Below are 14,121 nucleotides of genomic sequence, written 5' to 3' on the forward strand. Positions count from 1 at the left end.
CCGGGTCACACCACCGCGCCGCGGCCCGGGTCGTCGTACCCGTCGCCGTCCTCGTCGTCGCCCTTCATCCGGGCCACAAGCGTCACGAAACCGCCCAGGAAGCCGCCGACGCACAGGGTGGTCAGCCACCACGTCATGTCCCACCGGAGCAGCACGGCGACCAGCATCAGGACCGGACCGCCGACCACCGCCAGCCAGGCGAACTTGGTGGTGGTGTCCGCCTCCGGCAGCGGCGGCGGCTCCGGCGGCACGAAGTGCCCCTCGCCGTCGTCCCCGTCGCCGCCCGGCTCCGGCTCCGCCAGGCTGTAGTCGCGCGGCCCGCCGACCCGCACCCCGGGCGCGAAGACGACCGAACTGCCCAGCGCGGGCTTCTCGTCCCCCTCGTCACCCGAGTCGGGGCCCGGCTCCGGCTCCGGCGCGAGCGGCGACGGCGTCTCCCGCTGCGGCGCCTCCCGCCGCGGCCCGTCCTGCTTCGGCCCGTCCTGCTTCGGCTTGTCCGGCTTCGGCACGTCCCCGCCCGAGGCGGACCCGGCCTCGCGGGCGTCCAGCTCCTCCGGCTCCGGCAGCCTCAGGTTCTCGATCGGCCGGAACGGCCGCGTCCCCGGCGGATCCGCGGGCTCCTCGCCGTACCCGGCGACGATCGCGGCCCACGCCGCCTCCTCGTCGATGGGCTGCGGCTCCCGCTCGCCGCCGTCCTGCTGGTCAGCCACCGCTCCTGCTCCCCTTCCCGCCCACGAGCTCCGGGGCGAGACGCTCGACGAACGCCAGACTCTCCTCGAAGATCCTCTCCGCGTCATGGTCCAACGTCGCCACGTGGTAGCTCTGTTCCAGCAGGACCTCCTTCACGTCCGTGGAGGAGACCCGGCCGAGGATCCGCGCCGAGTCGGCCGGCGGCACCACGTGGTCCCGCGGGCTGCGCAGCAGCAGGAGGGGCTGGGTGACCTGCGGCAGCTCCGCGTCCACCTGCCGGAAGAACCGCCGCAGCGAGTGCGCCGCGTGCAGCGGCACCCGGGTGTAGCCGACCTCGGTCACGCCCTCCTTCGCGATGTCGCTGGCGATGCCCCGCGTCGTCGGCACCAGGTGCCGCACCACCGGCAGGGCGTGCGCGGCGACACCGTGCACCTTGTTGCCCGGGTTGACGAGGACGACGCCCCGCACCGCGTCGCCGTGCTTCGCGGCGAGCCGCAGGGTCAGCGCCCCGCCCATGGACAGGCCGAAGACGAAGACGGCCGAGCAGCGCGCGGTCAGCTCCCGCAGCGCCCGGTCCACCTCCGCGTACCAGTCGTGCCACGTGGTCAGCTGCATGTCCTGCCAGCGGGTGCCGTGGCCGGGCAGCAGCGGCACCGACACCGTGAGGCCGCGGTCCGCCAGGTACTCGGCCCACGGACGCATCGACTGCGGGGAACCGGTGAATCCGTGACAGAGAAGGACGCCGACCTCGCCGCCCTCGCGGCGGTACGGCTCGGCTCCGGGAAGGACCGGCACCGGGGTCTCCTGTTCGGTCGCGGCTCCGGCGCGCCGGGCGCCCGAGCCGTACGGCGATGGGGGAAAGGACCTTCACGGTACGCGACCGGACCGACACCCGACCAGGGCCGCAGCGGGGCCGGTGCGCCGGTACGGGATAAAGTCGTCACGACGGCACACGGAAGGCATGGCGAGTTGATCTACGGCGCGATGAAGTTCTCCATCGGAGGCTCCCTGAAGCTGGCCTTCCGGCCCTGGGTGGAGGGCTTGGAGAACATCCCCGCCGAGGGTCCGGCGATCCTCGCCAGCAACCACCTGTCCTTCTCGGACTCCTTCTTCCTGCCCGCGGTGCTCGACCGCAAGGTCACCTTCATCGCCAAGGCCGAGTACTTCACCACGCCCGGCGTGAAGGGCCGGCTGACCGCCGCCTTCTTCAAGGGCGTCGGCCAGCTCCCGGTGGACCGCTCGGGCGCCCGCGGCGCCGGCGAGGCCGCCATCAAGGCGGGCATCGAGGTCATCGAGGGCGGCGGCCTCTTCGGCATCTACCCCGAGGGCACCCGCTCGCCCGACGGCCGGCTCTACCGCGGCAAGCCCGGCGGCCTCGCCCGGGTGGCGCTCGCCACCGGCGCCCCCGTGATCCCCGTCGCCATGATCGACACCGAGAAGATCCAGCCGCCCGGCAAGATCGTCCCGAAGCTGATGCGCCCCGGGATCCGGATCGGCAAGCCGCTGGACTTCTCCCGCTACCAGGGCATGGACGGCGACCGCTTCATCCTGCGCTCGGTGACCGACGAGGTCATGTACGAGATCATGAAGCTCTCCGGGCAGGAGTACGTCGACATCTACGCGACCGCCGCCAAGCGGCAGATCGCGGAGGCCGAGAAGGCCGCCAAGGAGGCCGTGAAGGCGGAGATCGCCGCACGGGAAGAGTCCGGCGCCTGACGCTCCCGTCGAGGGGCGCCGGCGGGGGGTGGGGGAGATGGCCAAGCGCGAGCGTGTCGTGCGCATGTCGGTCGAGCAGCCGCTGTGGCGGGCGCTGACCGGCTACCGCGTCCTGACGATGGTGTACGCGGTGCTGATCTTCGCCACCGGACGGGACCGCTACGAGCGGCCCTGGATCGCCGTCGCCTATCTCGCGGTGCTCTGCGTCTGGACCCTCGCCACCCTCCCCAAGGTGGCGAACGCGGCCAGCTGCACCCGCCGCTTCCTCGTCGCCGACCTCACGCTCGCCCTCACCGGCATCCTCCTCACCCCGCTCGCCGACGCCCACGCCCAGTCCGTCGACGGCCCCACCCTGCCGACCATATGGACGGCCGGCTCCGTCCTCGCCTACGCCATCAAGGGCGGCTGGCGCTGGGCCGGCCTCGCCTCCTCCCTCGTCGCCGTCGCCAACATCATCGAGCGCGCCCACCCCAGCCGGGACACCGTCCACAACGTGATCCTCGTCTGGGTGGCCTCCATCGCCATCGGCTACGTCGTCGAGGTCGCCCGTGCCTCCGAGCGCACCCTCGCCCGCGCCCTGGAGATCGAGGCCGCCACCCGGGAGCGCGAGCGGCTCGCCCGCGACATCCACGACAGCGTCCTCCAGGTCCTCGCCATGGTGCAGCGGCGCGGCACCGCGCTCGGCGGGGAGGCCGCCGAGCTCGGCCGGATGGCCGGCGAGCAGGAGGTCGCCCTGCGCACCCTGGTCGCCGGCGGTCTCACCCGTACCAGCCACGTCTCCGAGGACGAGTCCGAGGGCGCGGTCGTCCGGGTCGTCGAGGTCGACGACGAGCCCGGCGACGGCACCCCCGTCGACCTGCGCACCCTGCTCGCCCCGCGGGCCGGCGCCCGGGTCACCCTCTCCGACCCCGGGGTGCCCGTCCCGCTGCCGTCCGCCGCCGCCCGCGAACTGGCCGCCGCCGTCGGCGCCGCCCTGGACAATGTGCGGGTGCACGCGGGCGCGGACGCGCGCGCGTGGATCCTGGTCGAGGACTGGGACGACGAGGTCATAGTCACCGTCCGGGACGACGGGCCCGGCATCCCGGAGGGCCGGCTCGCCGAGGCGGAGGGCGAGGGCCGGATGGGCGTGGCGCTCTCCATCCGGGGGCGGCTGCGCGACCTCGGCGGCACCGCCGAACTCATCTCGGTCCCCGGTCAGGGCACCGAAGTCGAACTGAAGGTCCCGCGACCGGCGCGGGACGCACGGGGGAAGGCAGGAGAGCAGTGAACGAGGTCCAGCACCAGGAGCCGCGGCCGATCAGGGTGATGGTCGTCGACGACCACCCCATGTGGCGGGACGCCGTCGCCCGCGACCTGGCCGAGTCCGGCTTCGAGGTGGTCGCCACCGCCGGCGACGGCGAGCAGGCCGTCCGCCGCGCCCCCGCCGCCGCCCCCGACGTCCTCGTCCTGGACCTGAACCTGCCCGCCAAGCCGGGCGTCCAGGTCTGCAAGGAGCTGGTCGGCACCCTGCCGGGGCTGCGGGTCCTGGTCCTCTCCGCGAGCGGCGAGCACGCCGACGTCCTGGAGGCCGTGAAGTCCGGCGCCACCGGCTACCTGCTGAAGTCGGCCAGCACCGAGGAGCTGATCGACGCCGTCCGCCGCACCGCCGCCGGCGACCCCGTCTTCACCCCGGGCCTGGCCGGCCTGGTCCTCGGCGAGTACCGCCGCCTCGCCTCCGAGCCCGCGCCCGCCGCCGGCGCCGGGGAGCCCGAGGCGCCGCGCCTCACCGACCGCGAGACCGAGGTGCTGCGGCTGGTCGCCAAGGGCCTCAGCTACAAGCAGATCGCCGAGCGGCTCGTCATCTCCCACCGGACCGTGCAGAACCACGTCCAGAACACCCTGGGCAAGCTCCAGCTGCACAACCGCGTCGAGCTCGTCCGGTACGCGATCGAGCGCGGGCTCGACGAGGGCTGACCGGCCGGGCGCCGGGCGGCCGGCCGGACGGAGCCGTATATTCGGGCGCGTATGCGGCTTTCGTGCGGCTTTCGTGCGGTTTTCGTCAATGGGAGGACGGGCGTGGAGATCCTGGCATTCGGCGTGCAGGCGGACGAGCGGCCGATCATCGAGAAGGCGTTCGCCGGACACCACGACGTCCGCTGCCTCGACGTCTTCCTCACCGAGGACACCGCGCCCATCGCGGCCGGCTACGAGGTCATCTCCACCAGCGTCAACGCCATCCTCGACCACCGGGTCCTGCAGACCCTGGCGGCCGGCGGCACCCAGATGATCGCCCAGCGCTCCACCGGCTTCAACAACATCGACCTGGAGGTCGCCGAGCGCCTGGGCCTCACCGTCGCCCGCGTCTCGTACTACTCGCCGTACTCCGTCGCCGAGTTCGCCTGGACGCTCGCCATGGCCGTCAACCGGCGGATCGTCCGCGCCTCCAACCGCACCCGCGACTTCGACTTCCGCCTCGACGGGCTGATGGGCCGCGACCTGCGCGGCCGCACCGCCGGAATCCTCGGCACCGGCAAGATCGGCGAGGCGTTCGCGCGGATCGCCCACGGCTTCGGCATGCGGCTGCTCGGCTGGGACGTCGCCGAGAACCCGGCCTGCGCCGCCCTCGGCATGGAGTACGTCGACAAGGACCGGCTCCTCGCCGAGTCCGACCTCGTCAGCCTGCACGTGCCGCTGCTGCCCGCCACCCACCACCTCCTCGACGCCGCCGCGCTCAAGGCCATGAAGGACGACGCCCTGCTGGTCAACTCCAGCCGCGGCGGCCTCATCGACACCGACGCCCTCGTCACCGAACTGCGCGCCGGCCGCTTCGCCGGCGTCGGCCTCGACGTCTACGAGGCCGAGGCCGGCCTCTTCTTCCTCGACAAGTCCCTCGCGGGCGTCGAGGACGACACCCTCGCCCGCCTGGTCACCTTCCCGAACGTGGTGGTGACGAGCCACCAGGCGTACTACACCGAGGACGCCGTCGGCCAGATCATCGACACCACGGTCCAGAACGTCCTCGACTACACCGCGGGCCGGCGCGGCGAGAACGTCCTGGTCCCGCGGTCCGCCTAGGACCTCCTAGACCAGCACCCCGGCCAGCAGCGAGGCCGTCACCGCCGCGCCCTCCAGCGTCAGCACCGACTCCGGGTGGAACTGGACCCCCGCGAAGCCGGGGCCGCGCAGCGCGTGCACCTCGCCCGTCGCCGCGTCCCGGCTCACCTCGATCCGGTGCAGCGCCAGCTCCGTCGCCTCCCGCTCGTCGCAGCGCGCGGTGAAGCTGTTGTAGAAGCCGACCGTCCGCTCCTGTCCGAACAGGTCGATCCGCACCTGCGCGCCCTGGAACGGGGTCCGCTTCCGCACCAGGTCCAGGCCCAGCTCCGCCGCGATCAGCTCGTGCCCCAGGCACACCCCGAGCAGCCCGTGCCGGTGGCCCCGCAGCAGCTCGGCGGTGAGCCCGCGCAGGAACCGCATCTTCGGATCGGCCGCGTCCGCCGGATCGCCGGGCCCGGGTCCGAGCACCACCGGCCCCTCGTGGGCGAGCGCCAGCTCCCGCAGCCCCGGCTCGTCGTACCGCAGCACCGACACCTCCAGCCCCGAGGAGCGCAGCAGATGGGCCAGCATCGCGGTGAAGGTGTCCTCCGCGTCGACCACCAGGGCGTGGCCCGTCAGCTCCGCCGACCGGCTCTGCATCCGCAGCCAGAACGGCGCCAGGTCCGCCCGCCGGGCGTCCAGCGCGGCCCGCACCCGCGGGTCGTCCGCGAGCCGAGGCCGGGCGGGGGAGTCCTCCGCCGGCCGGCCCTCCCGCACCCCGAGCGCCGCCAGCACCGCCGCCGCCTTCGCGTGCGTCTCCGCGACCTCGCCCGCCGGGTCCGAGTGCCGCACCAGGGTCGCCCCCACCGGCACCCGCAGCCGCCCGTCGAGGGCGATGTCGGCGGTCCGGATGAGGATGGGCGAGTCCAGCGTCTGTGCCCCGCTGCCGTCCGTGCCGAGCAGGGCCAGCGCCCCCGCGTAGTAGCCGCGCCCGCCGGCTTCGTGGCGCTCGATCACCCGGCAGGCGTTCTGCACCGGCGAGCCGGTCACGGTCGCCGCGAACATCGTCTCGCGCAGCACCTCCCGCACGTCCAGCGAGGACCGGCCGCGCAGCTCGTACTCGGTGTGCGCGAGGTGCGCCATCTCCTTCAGCCGGGGCCCGATCACCACCCCGCCCCGGTCCCCGACCGTGCACATCATCTTCAGCTCCTCGTCGACCACCATGGAGAGCTCCTCGGTCTCCTTGCGGTCGGCGAGGAAGCCGAGCAGCCCCTCGGCGGTCGGCGCCTCCCCGTCCGGGTAGCGGTACGTGCCGCTGATCGGGTTCATGACCACGGTCCCGCCCGCCATCCGCACGTGCACCTCCGGGCTGGCCCCGACGAGCACCCGCTCCCCGGTGTGCACCACGAACGTCCAGTACGCGCCCCGCTCGCCCGCCAGCAGCCGCCGGAACAGCGCCAGCGCGTCGGCCCGCCCGAAGCCGGGGATCTCGCCGGTGTACGTCCGCCGGATGACGAAGTTGGCGCCCTCGCCGGCGCCGATCTCGTCCTCGATCACCCGCCGCACGATCCCCGCGTACTCCTCGTCGGAGACGTCGAACGCCCCGCCGGTCACCTCGACCCGGTGCGCGGGCAGCGCGTCGAGCACCGCGCCGAGCGGCAGCTCGTGCGTCTCCTCCGCGACCAGCACGGAGAGCGGGGTGCCGTCGTCGCGGACGTCGAAGCCGCGCTCCCGGATCTGCCGGAACGGCACCAGCGCGAGCGCCGGCCGCCCGCCCACCGGCAGGTCGGCCAGCCGCTCCGCCTCGTGGACGGCGCCGATCAGCACCTCGACGGTGTCGTGGTCGCGGCCGGGCGTGCGGCGGCGGAGCAGGGCGAACGGCGGGGCGGAGTCGTCGAGGAGACGGGAGAGGTCGAAGCTCATGGCGTGCGGGTTCCTTCCGGTCGGGGCGGGAGCGGAGAGGAACGGCCTCGCGGGAACGAGAAAGGCCGCCCCTCGGGCGGCCTTCGCGTGGTCTTCGGAGTACGCGCAGTCAGTGGGCCGCCGGAGGGACGGTCCACCACCAGTTCTGGGTCGGCAGCGCGTACATGCGAGCACTGTAACCCAGCGGGAGACGGGAACGGGGCCCGTTCCGCACCGTGGACGGTACGGAACGGGCCCCGTGCGAGGCCGTGCCCGATCAGACGATCAGGTTGTAGACCCCCCAGCCGCTGCCCACGTTCACGCGGGTGGCGTACGGGTTCGGGTAGCCGCTGGTGTTCTTGTAGAACCACAGGACGCCGGACCTGTCCCGGGCGATCAGGTCGGGCTTGCCGTCCTTGTCCAGGTCACCGGGGCCGACCATGACGTCGTAGACGCCCCAGCCGCCGCCGACCTTCGCGCGCGTGGCGTACGGGTTCGGGGAGCCGCCGGTGTTCTTGTACAGCCACAGGTAGCCGGCCGTGTCGCGGGCGATCAGGTCGGGCTTGCCGTCCGCGGTCATGTCCCCGGTGGCGATCAGCTCGTTGTACACGTTCCAGCCGCCGCCGACGCGGACGCGGGTCGCGAAGGGGTTCGGGGACGCGCCCGTGTTCGTGTACAGCCACAGCACGCCCGCGGTGTCCCGGGCGACCAGGTCCGGCCGGCCGTCGGCGTTCATGTCGCCGACGCCGAGGAGCTTGTTGTAGATGTTCCAGCCGCCGCCGACCTTGAGCCGCGTCTTGAACGGGGCGGAGGGGTTGCCGGTGCCCTTGTAGTACCAGAGCACGCCGTCCTTGTCCCGGGCGACGACGTCCCCGGTCCCGTCGGCCTTCAGCGTCGTCATCGGCGTGATGGTGTTGTACACCTGCCACCCCGGGCCGACCCGGTACTTGGTCAGGAACGGCGCGCTGCCGGACCCGGTCCCCTGGTACTGCCAGAGCACACCGGAGGCGTCGCGGGCGATGATGTTGTTGCGGTCGGTGGTGCTGACCGGGGCGGCGCCGGGCGCCTCCGTGATCTCGCTCTGCTTCACCCAGACGATCTTGTGGTGGAAGCGGATCGGCACGAACAGCGTGGAGCCGATGACGTTCTTCTGGGCGGAGCCGAACCAGTCGTCGCCCTTCACGGCGGGACCGGCCTTCACGTACGCCTCGCCGGCCTCGAAGGTGAACTTCGACAGCGGGTCGTTCTCGTTGCCGGGCGCCGACAGACCGGCCGCGGTGTAGGCGGCGGTCTCCGGGAAGGAGCGGCCGAAGACCTTGATCGAGGCCAGGCCGGACTTCACCTTCACCGTGGTGGCGTTCACCGGCACGGTGTACTGGCCGCCGGGGTTGTAGAACCACGCCTTCTCGCCCGCGTACCAGATCGCCGTCCAGTTGGACCGGACCTCGGCGACGACGTACAGGCCGCCGGCGCGGACCTTGTTGCCGTAGTTCGAGCCCTCGGTCCACAGCGAGGTGAAGTACGGGTCCTTGAGCGTCGTCGCCGACGTCGAGGGCGACGTGTACAGGTAGCCGAAGTTCGACGGCCGCGGCGGGACCTCCGTGCCGCCGACGCTCAGCTTCGGCTGGTTCGCCGTGGTGAAGGGCGGGACCACGCGGACCGTCTGGCCGGCCCGGAGCAGGCCGCCCGCGCCCTGGTCGCCCTGCGGGGCGCCCAGGAGGGACATGTAGTGGTTCCAGTCCCAGTACGGCCCGCCGTCCCAGTGCAGGTTGGCGACCTTGTCGTCGGTCTGGAGCGCGACCTCGTCGTGACCGATGATGTGCTCACGGTCGATCGGCACGCCGTACGTGGTCGCCAGGTGCTTCACCAGCGCCGCCGAGGAGCGGTACTGGGGCTCGGTGTACCAGCTGCCCTCCTTGATGGCGTAGCCCTCGTGCTCCACGCCGATGGCGTGCATGTTGTGGGTCCAGTTGCCCGCGTGCCACGCCAGGTTCTTGTTCTCGAGCATCTGGGTGACCAGGCCGTCGGACGCCCGGATCAGGTAGTGGGCGCTGCCCCCGCCGTTCGGGTCGGTGAGCACCTTGAGGGAGCCGTCGTAGCCGCCCTCGGTGTCGTGGATGACGATCTGGCGGATGTCGACGCCCTGGTTGGGGCGGTCGGCGGCGGTGTAGTTCTTCTTGCCGGTGGAGGAGGGCACGGTCAGCTTGACGTTGCAGTTCAGGCCGCTCGGGCACTCGGGGAGCGTGGTCGCCGTGGTGCTCGCGAAGGTGGCGGCCAGCGGCACGTTCGCCGGCTTGACGGGCTCGACTGTGGGGTCGGCCGGCAGCGCGACCTGCTCGCCGTCGAGGGTGAGCTCCCGCTCGCCCTTCTTGATCGACTCGAAGACGCGCTTCGCGAAGAGGTCGGCGCCCTTCTTCTCCGGGGACTGGCTGTACCGGGCCACGGCCGGGTACCAGTCACCGGGCTCGTCCGACAGCTCGGCGCCCGCCTGCTTCTGGTAGTCGGCGAGCAGGGCGGCGCCGGCGCGGATGGACGCGGCGGTGTCGTTCTGCACGGACTCGGTGGAGCTGCCGATCAGCTCGGCGCCCTTGTCCAGGGTGTGGAGGCGCGGGTCGTCGGTGTCGACGAGCGCGCTCTCCAGGATGCGGCGGACCTTCTCGCGGTCGAAGGTCTTCTCGATCTCCGGGCGGCCGGAGCCGTTGAAGTGGTCGATCTGCTCGTCGGTGACCTCCTGCTGGACGTCCCCCGGGTCGACCTTCGTCAGACCCATGACGTTGTACGCGCCGGTGGTGCTCGGCTCGCCGTCGTGCGACTCCCAGCGGGTCTGCTGGTACGACACCGCCATCAGCACGCTCTGCGGGACGTCGAATTCCTCCGCCGCCGCCGCGAACTGCTCCTGGAGGGTGGCCGCGGCGCCGGGCTTCGGGTCCTCGGACGTGCCGAGGACACCGGGCGAGGCGACCGCGATCGTGCCGATCGTGGCCGTGGCGACGACCGCCGCCGCCGCTCCGTACAAGAGTCGTTTCTTCTTGCGATCCCTGCGGTGCCTCTGGGTCACGCCCACCCCTATGTGTTCGGCCAAGCATCGGAGAGCAGGTTTGCTCGTTTGCTGAAACGGGGCTGAGGGTAACATCACTCGATGGCGTGAAGATCACGTCCAGGCGTCACGGGTGCGCGTCTCAGTCACTGGGCACGGGACAGGACAGGACGAAGAACCCCGTAGTGTTGTCCGCGTGACCGTGAACGCTGAATCCCACGCCGTCGCCAAGGCGACCTGGCGAGACCTGCCCGCGGCGCAGCAGCCCGAGTACCCCGATGCCGAGGCTCTGCGCGATGTGATCGCGGACCTCGAGTCGTATCCTCCGCTCGTCTTCGCCGGCGAGTGCGACCAGCTGCGCGCCCGGATGGGAGCCGTCGCCCGTGGCGAGGCGTTCCTGCTCCAGGGCGGCGACTGCGCCGAGGCGTTCGACGCGGTGTCGGCCGATCACATCCGGGCCAAGCTGAAGACGCTGCTCCAGATGAGCGCCGTCCTCACGTACGCGGCCTCCGTGCCGGTCGTGAAGGTCGGCCGCATCGCGGGCCAGTACTCCAAGCCGCGCTCGAAGGACACGGAGACCCGCGACGGCGTCACCCTCCCCACCTACCGGGGCGACTCCGTCAACGGCTTCGACTTCAACGAGCGGGCCCGGGTCCCGGACCCGGAGCGCCTGAAGCGGATGTACCACGCCTCCGCCTCCACGCTGAACCTGGTCCGCGCCTTCACCACCGGCGGTTACGCCGACCTGCGCCAGGTGCACGCCTGGAACCAGGACTTCGTGAAGTCGTCCCCGTCGGGCCAGCGCTACGAGGCGCTCGCCCGCGAGATCGACAACGCGCTGAACTTCATGAAGGCGTGCGGTACCGACCCGGCCGAGTTCAAGGCCGTCGAGTTCTACTCGTCGCACGAGGCGCTGCTGCTCGCCTACGAGGGCGCCCTCACCCGTACCGACTCGCGCACCGGCAAGCTCTACGACACCTCCGGCCACATGGTCTGGATCGGTGAGCGCACCCGCCAGCTGGACCACGCGCACATCGAGTTCGCGTCGCGGATCGCGAACCCGATCGGCATCAAGCTGGGCCCGACGACCACCCCGGAGGAGGCGCTCACCTACATCGAGCGCCTGGACCCGGACCGTGAGCCGGGCCGGCTGACCTTCATCGTCCGCATGGGCGCCGACAAGGTCCGGGACAAGCTTCCGGAGCTGGTCGAGAAGGTCACCGCCTCGGGCGCCACCGTCGCCTGGGTGACCGACCCGATGCACGGCAACACCTTCGAGGCGGCCTCGGGCCACAAGACCCGCCGCTTCGACGACGTGCTCGACGAGGTCAAGGGCTTCTTCGAGGTCCACAAGGCGCTGGGCACCCACCCGGGCGGCATCCACGTCGAGCTCACCGGTGACGACGTCACCGAGTGCGTGGGCGGCGGCGACGAGATCTTCGTCGACGACCTGCACCAGCGCTACGAGACGGCCTGCGACCCGCGCCTCAACCGGAGCCAGTCGCTCGACCTGGCGTTCCTCGTGGCCGAGATGTACCGCGATCAGTAAGTAGATACCTACGACAGTGGGGCGCGGATCCTTGTGATCCGCGCCCCATCGTCGTATCGGAGGCTTTTATGCTCCCGGCCCGCCGGGTAAGGTTAGGTTAGCCTAATCGATCTCGGCGGGAGGTGAACCGCGTGTACGTCTGCTCATGCTTCGGTGTCACGGAGAAGCAGGTCAAGGAGCACGCGGAGGCCGGCGCCTGCACGCCCCGCCAGATCGCCTCCGCCTCCAAGGCGGGCACGGACTGCGGTTCCTGCGTCCGGCGCATCCAGGCCCTCCTCGGGCGGGGGAACTGCCCGCGCCGCGAGCTCCTGGACCAGGGCATGCCCGCCCTCGCCGCGGAGGTCACCGACCTCTCCGAAGCCGCCTAGCCCGCTCGCTAGCTCGGCTGCTCGATGAGCGTCGAGAGGTACAGCGCCTCGCCCAGCGACTCGATCAGCTCCAGCTGGGTGTCCAGGTAGTCGATGTGGTGCTCCTCGTCCGCGAGGATCTCCTCGAAGAGGTTCGCCGAGGTGATGTCGCCCTTGGCGCGCATGACCTCGATGCCCCGCTTGAGGCGGTCGATCGCCTCGACCTCGACCTGGCGGTCCGCCTGGAACATCTCGGTGACGGTCTGGCCGACGCGCACGTGGAAGAGCCGCTGGTAGTTGGGCAGGCCGTCGAGCATGAGGATGCGCTCGGTCAGCTTGTCCGCGTGCTTCATCTCGTCGATGGACTCTTCGCGGGTGTACTTCGCGAGCTTCGTCCAGCCCTTGTTGTCCTGGATGCGGTAGTGCAGCCAGTACTGGTTGATGGCCGTCAGCTCGCCGGTCAGCTGCTCGTTCAGAAACTCCAGGACCTCGGGGTCGCCCTGCATCGCTCAAGGTTCCTTCCATCACGGGGTGTGTCCGGCCCTTCACAGGGCAGGATGGCCGCATCCTCGCACTCCGCATGGGGGGCGTCCAGTAAGTGCAGGCTTAGTAGGACTTGCCCGAATGGGTGCGTCCGCGCGGGTGGCTGGTCATGACCACCCCTCGCCGTCTGTCACCATGGAGGACATGGGTCAGCCGGAGAGCGGAGTACACCGGGAAGCGGGGATGCCGGACATTTCGCCCGAGCTGCCGCCGGGGCAGCGGATCCAGCGCGGCTGGCCGGTCACCCATTACGGGCCCGTGCCCAAGTTCAAGCCCGAGCGCTGGGAGTTCCGCGTCTTCGGGGCGACCGCCGACGGTGAGAAGCGCTGCTGGAACCACGAGGAGTTCACGGCCCTGCCGTTCTCCACGGTCACGGCCGATCTGCACTGCGTCACCAAGTTCAGCATGCTCGGCGCGGAATGGGGCGGCGTCGCCGCCCGGACGGTCCTTGAGCTCGCGCCGCCCGCGCCGCACGTCACCCACGTCATGGTCTGGGCCGAGTACGGCTACAGCGCCAACATGCGGCTGAGCGACTTCGCCGACGAGCACACCATCTTCGCCACCCACAAGGACGGTGAACTCCTCACCGCCGAGCACGGCTTCCCGCTGCGGCTCGTCGTGCCGCACCTGTACGCCTGGAAGGGCCCGAAGTGGGTCCGCGGCGTGGAGTACATGACGGCCGACCGCCGGGGCTTCTGGGAGGAGCGCGGCTACCACAACCTCGGCGACCCGTGGACCGAGCAGCGCTACTCGTACCAGGAGGAACCGGGCGACGGCCCGGAGCTGTAGCCCGCCCGCAGGCGCCCTCAGTGGTGGTACCGGTGCACCACCGCGTGACCCTTGCCGCGCCCGATCATCCACTTGTTGACCGGGGTGGTCACCAGGAAGGCGACGAGGAACGCGAAGGCGAGCGCGCCCCAGAAGAGTCCGTCCGACAGGTGCGCGTCCATGGCGCCCGGGACCGCCAGCAGCACGGCGTTGTCGACGGCCTCCATCACCGTGATGGAGATCGTGTCGGCGGCGAGCGCGACGCCGATCGCGGCCCGCAGCGCCAGGCCGGCCCGCGTGACGGCCCACAGCGTGAGCGAGTAGCCGAAGAAGAACGCGAGGACGATCGCCAGAACCATGGTGGGGGCGTTGCCCCAGCCGAGCGCGGTGCCGATGACCATGCCCAGGACCTCGCCGACGGCGCAGCCGGTCAGGCAGTGGAGGGTGGCCTTCGCCGCCGTGCCCCAGGAGGCCCCGTGACCGGCGTGGCCTTCGGGGTGGTGAGGGTGGTGCGTCGTCTGGTGCTCCATGAGGGGCTCCCAACCTCGGGCGCGGTT

The 14,121-nt window shown here is 71.5% G+C and carries 14 protein-coding genes; 7 read left to right on the forward strand and 7 right to left on the reverse strand.

Features of this window, described 5'->3' with window-relative positions; translation table 11 throughout:
- Nucleotides 1–5: 5 nt before the first annotated feature.
- Nucleotides 6–710 (reverse strand): hypothetical protein, encoded by a 705-nt coding sequence (locus ACFVQZ_RS16495; RefSeq protein ID WP_383623072.1) that lies wholly within the window; start codon nucleotides 708–710, stop codon nucleotides 6–8.
- Nucleotides 703–1,485, reverse strand: coding sequence for an alpha/beta fold hydrolase (locus ACFVQZ_RS16500; RefSeq protein WP_030497585.1), 783 nt, complete (start codon nucleotides 1,483–1,485; stop codon nucleotides 703–705). The genes ACFVQZ_RS16495 and ACFVQZ_RS16500 overlap by 8 nt, the downstream gene beginning before the upstream one ends.
- Nucleotides 1,486–1,659: 174 nt before the next feature.
- Here ACFVQZ_RS16500 and ACFVQZ_RS16505 point away from each other — a divergent pair, with 174 nt between their 5' ends.
- From ACFVQZ_RS16505 to ACFVQZ_RS16520, 4 genes are all read left to right on the forward strand, one after another.
- Nucleotides 1,660–2,406, forward strand: a complete 747-nt coding sequence (locus ACFVQZ_RS16505; protein ID WP_030497586.1) for a 1-acyl-sn-glycerol-3-phosphate acyltransferase — start codon at nucleotides 1,660–1,662, stop codon at nucleotides 2,404–2,406.
- A gap of 37 nt (nucleotides 2,407–2,443) precedes the next feature.
- Entirely contained in the window at nucleotides 2,444–3,673 is a 1,230-nt protein-coding gene (gene macS / locus ACFVQZ_RS16510) for a MacS family sensor histidine kinase (RefSeq protein ID WP_030497587.1), read from the forward strand.
- A 38-nt stretch (nucleotides 3,674–3,711) separates the two neighbouring features.
- A complete protein-coding gene (locus ACFVQZ_RS16515; protein ID WP_030497588.1) occupies nucleotides 3,712–4,359 on the forward strand; it encodes a response regulator transcription factor in 648 nt (215 codons plus the stop codon).
- Between the two features lie 102 nt (nucleotides 4,360–4,461).
- Entirely contained in the window at nucleotides 4,462–5,460 is a 999-nt protein-coding gene (locus ACFVQZ_RS16520; RefSeq protein ID WP_030497589.1) for a 2-hydroxyacid dehydrogenase, read from the forward strand.
- A gap of 6 nt (nucleotides 5,461–5,466) precedes the next feature.
- Here ACFVQZ_RS16520 and ACFVQZ_RS16525 read toward each other — a convergent pair whose 3' ends face one another.
- The 3 genes from ACFVQZ_RS16525 to ACFVQZ_RS16535 all read right to left on the reverse strand — a co-directional run bounded on the left by ACFVQZ_RS16525 (nucleotide 5,467) and on the right by ACFVQZ_RS16535 (nucleotide 10,378).
- Nucleotides 5,467–7,341: a phenazine-specific anthranilate synthase gene (locus ACFVQZ_RS16525; protein WP_030493026.1), complete on the reverse strand. Its 1,875-nt coding sequence runs from the start codon at nucleotides 7,339–7,341 to the stop codon at nucleotides 5,467–5,469.
- 109 nt (nucleotides 7,342–7,450) lie between these two features.
- A complete protein-coding gene (locus ACFVQZ_RS16530) occupies nucleotides 7,451–7,507 on the reverse strand; it encodes a trp operon leader peptide (RefSeq protein WP_107049246.1) in 57 nt (18 codons plus the stop codon).
- A gap of 90 nt (nucleotides 7,508–7,597) precedes the next feature.
- A complete protein-coding gene (locus ACFVQZ_RS16535; RefSeq protein WP_030493025.1) occupies nucleotides 7,598–10,378 on the reverse strand; it encodes an N-acetylmuramoyl-L-alanine amidase in 2,781 nt (926 codons plus the stop codon).
- Nucleotides 10,379–10,553: 175 nt separating this feature from the next.
- Between ACFVQZ_RS16535 and ACFVQZ_RS16540 the strand changes: the two genes are divergently transcribed.
- Nucleotides 10,554–11,906, forward strand: a complete 1,353-nt coding sequence (locus ACFVQZ_RS16540; protein WP_030493024.1) for a class II 3-deoxy-7-phosphoheptulonate synthase — start codon at nucleotides 10,554–10,556, stop codon at nucleotides 11,904–11,906.
- A 122-nt stretch (nucleotides 11,907–12,028) separates the two neighbouring features.
- A complete protein-coding gene (locus ACFVQZ_RS16545) occupies nucleotides 12,029–12,274 on the forward strand; it encodes a (2Fe-2S)-binding protein (protein WP_036413721.1) in 246 nt (81 codons plus the stop codon).
- Between the two features lie 8 nt (nucleotides 12,275–12,282).
- Here the strand turns inward: ACFVQZ_RS16545 and bfr are convergent, their stop codons facing one another.
- The gene (gene bfr, locus ACFVQZ_RS16550; protein ID WP_030493020.1) at nucleotides 12,283–12,759 is read right to left on the reverse strand and encodes a bacterioferritin; all 477 of its coding nucleotides are present in this window, start codon (nucleotides 12,757–12,759) and stop codon (nucleotides 12,283–12,285) included.
- 181 nt (nucleotides 12,760–12,940) lie between these two features.
- Here bfr and ACFVQZ_RS16555 point away from each other — a divergent pair, with 181 nt between their 5' ends.
- Nucleotides 12,941–13,585 carry a sulfite oxidase-like oxidoreductase gene (locus tag ACFVQZ_RS16555; RefSeq protein ID WP_030493019.1) on the forward strand — a complete coding sequence of 215 codons (645 nt, stop codon included), beginning with the start codon at nucleotides 12,941–12,943 and terminating at the stop codon, nucleotides 13,583–13,585.
- A gap of 17 nt (nucleotides 13,586–13,602) precedes the next feature.
- On the opposite strand, the gene ACFVQZ_RS16560 is transcribed toward ACFVQZ_RS16555, so the two are convergent.
- Nucleotides 13,603–14,094, reverse strand: coding sequence for a DUF4396 domain-containing protein (locus ACFVQZ_RS16560; protein WP_030493018.1), 492 nt, complete (start codon nucleotides 14,092–14,094; stop codon nucleotides 13,603–13,605).
- Nucleotides 14,095–14,121: the final 27 nt, after the last annotated feature.

Source organism: Streptomyces sp. NPDC057854, assembly GCF_042797055.1.
Classification (GTDB): Bacteria; Actinomycetota; Actinomycetes; order Streptomycetales; family Streptomycetaceae; genus Streptomyces.

Excerpts from the sequence above, each read along its gene's own strand:
- ACFVQZ_RS16560 (WP_030493018.1), bottom strand. The coding sequence starts at position 14,094 with ATGGAGCACCAGACGACGCACCACCCTCACCACCCCGAAGGCCACGCC.
- bfr (WP_030493020.1), bottom strand. The coding sequence starts at position 12,759 with ATGCAGGGCGACCCCGAGGTCCTGGAGTTTCTGAACGAGCAGCTGACC.
- ACFVQZ_RS16555 (WP_030493019.1), top strand. The coding sequence starts at position 12,941 with ATGGGTCAGCCGGAGAGCGGAGTACACCGGGAAGCGGGGATGCCGGAC.
- ACFVQZ_RS16515 (WP_030497588.1), top strand. The coding sequence starts at position 3,712 with ATGGTCGTCGACGACCACCCCATGTGGCGGGACGCCGTCGCCCGCGAC.
- ACFVQZ_RS16525 (WP_030493026.1), bottom strand. The coding sequence starts at position 7,341 with ATGAGCTTCGACCTCTCCCGTCTCCTCGACGACTCCGCCCCGCCGTTC.
- macS (WP_030497587.1), top strand. The coding sequence starts at position 2,444 with ATGGCCAAGCGCGAGCGTGTCGTGCGCATGTCGGTCGAGCAGCCGCTG.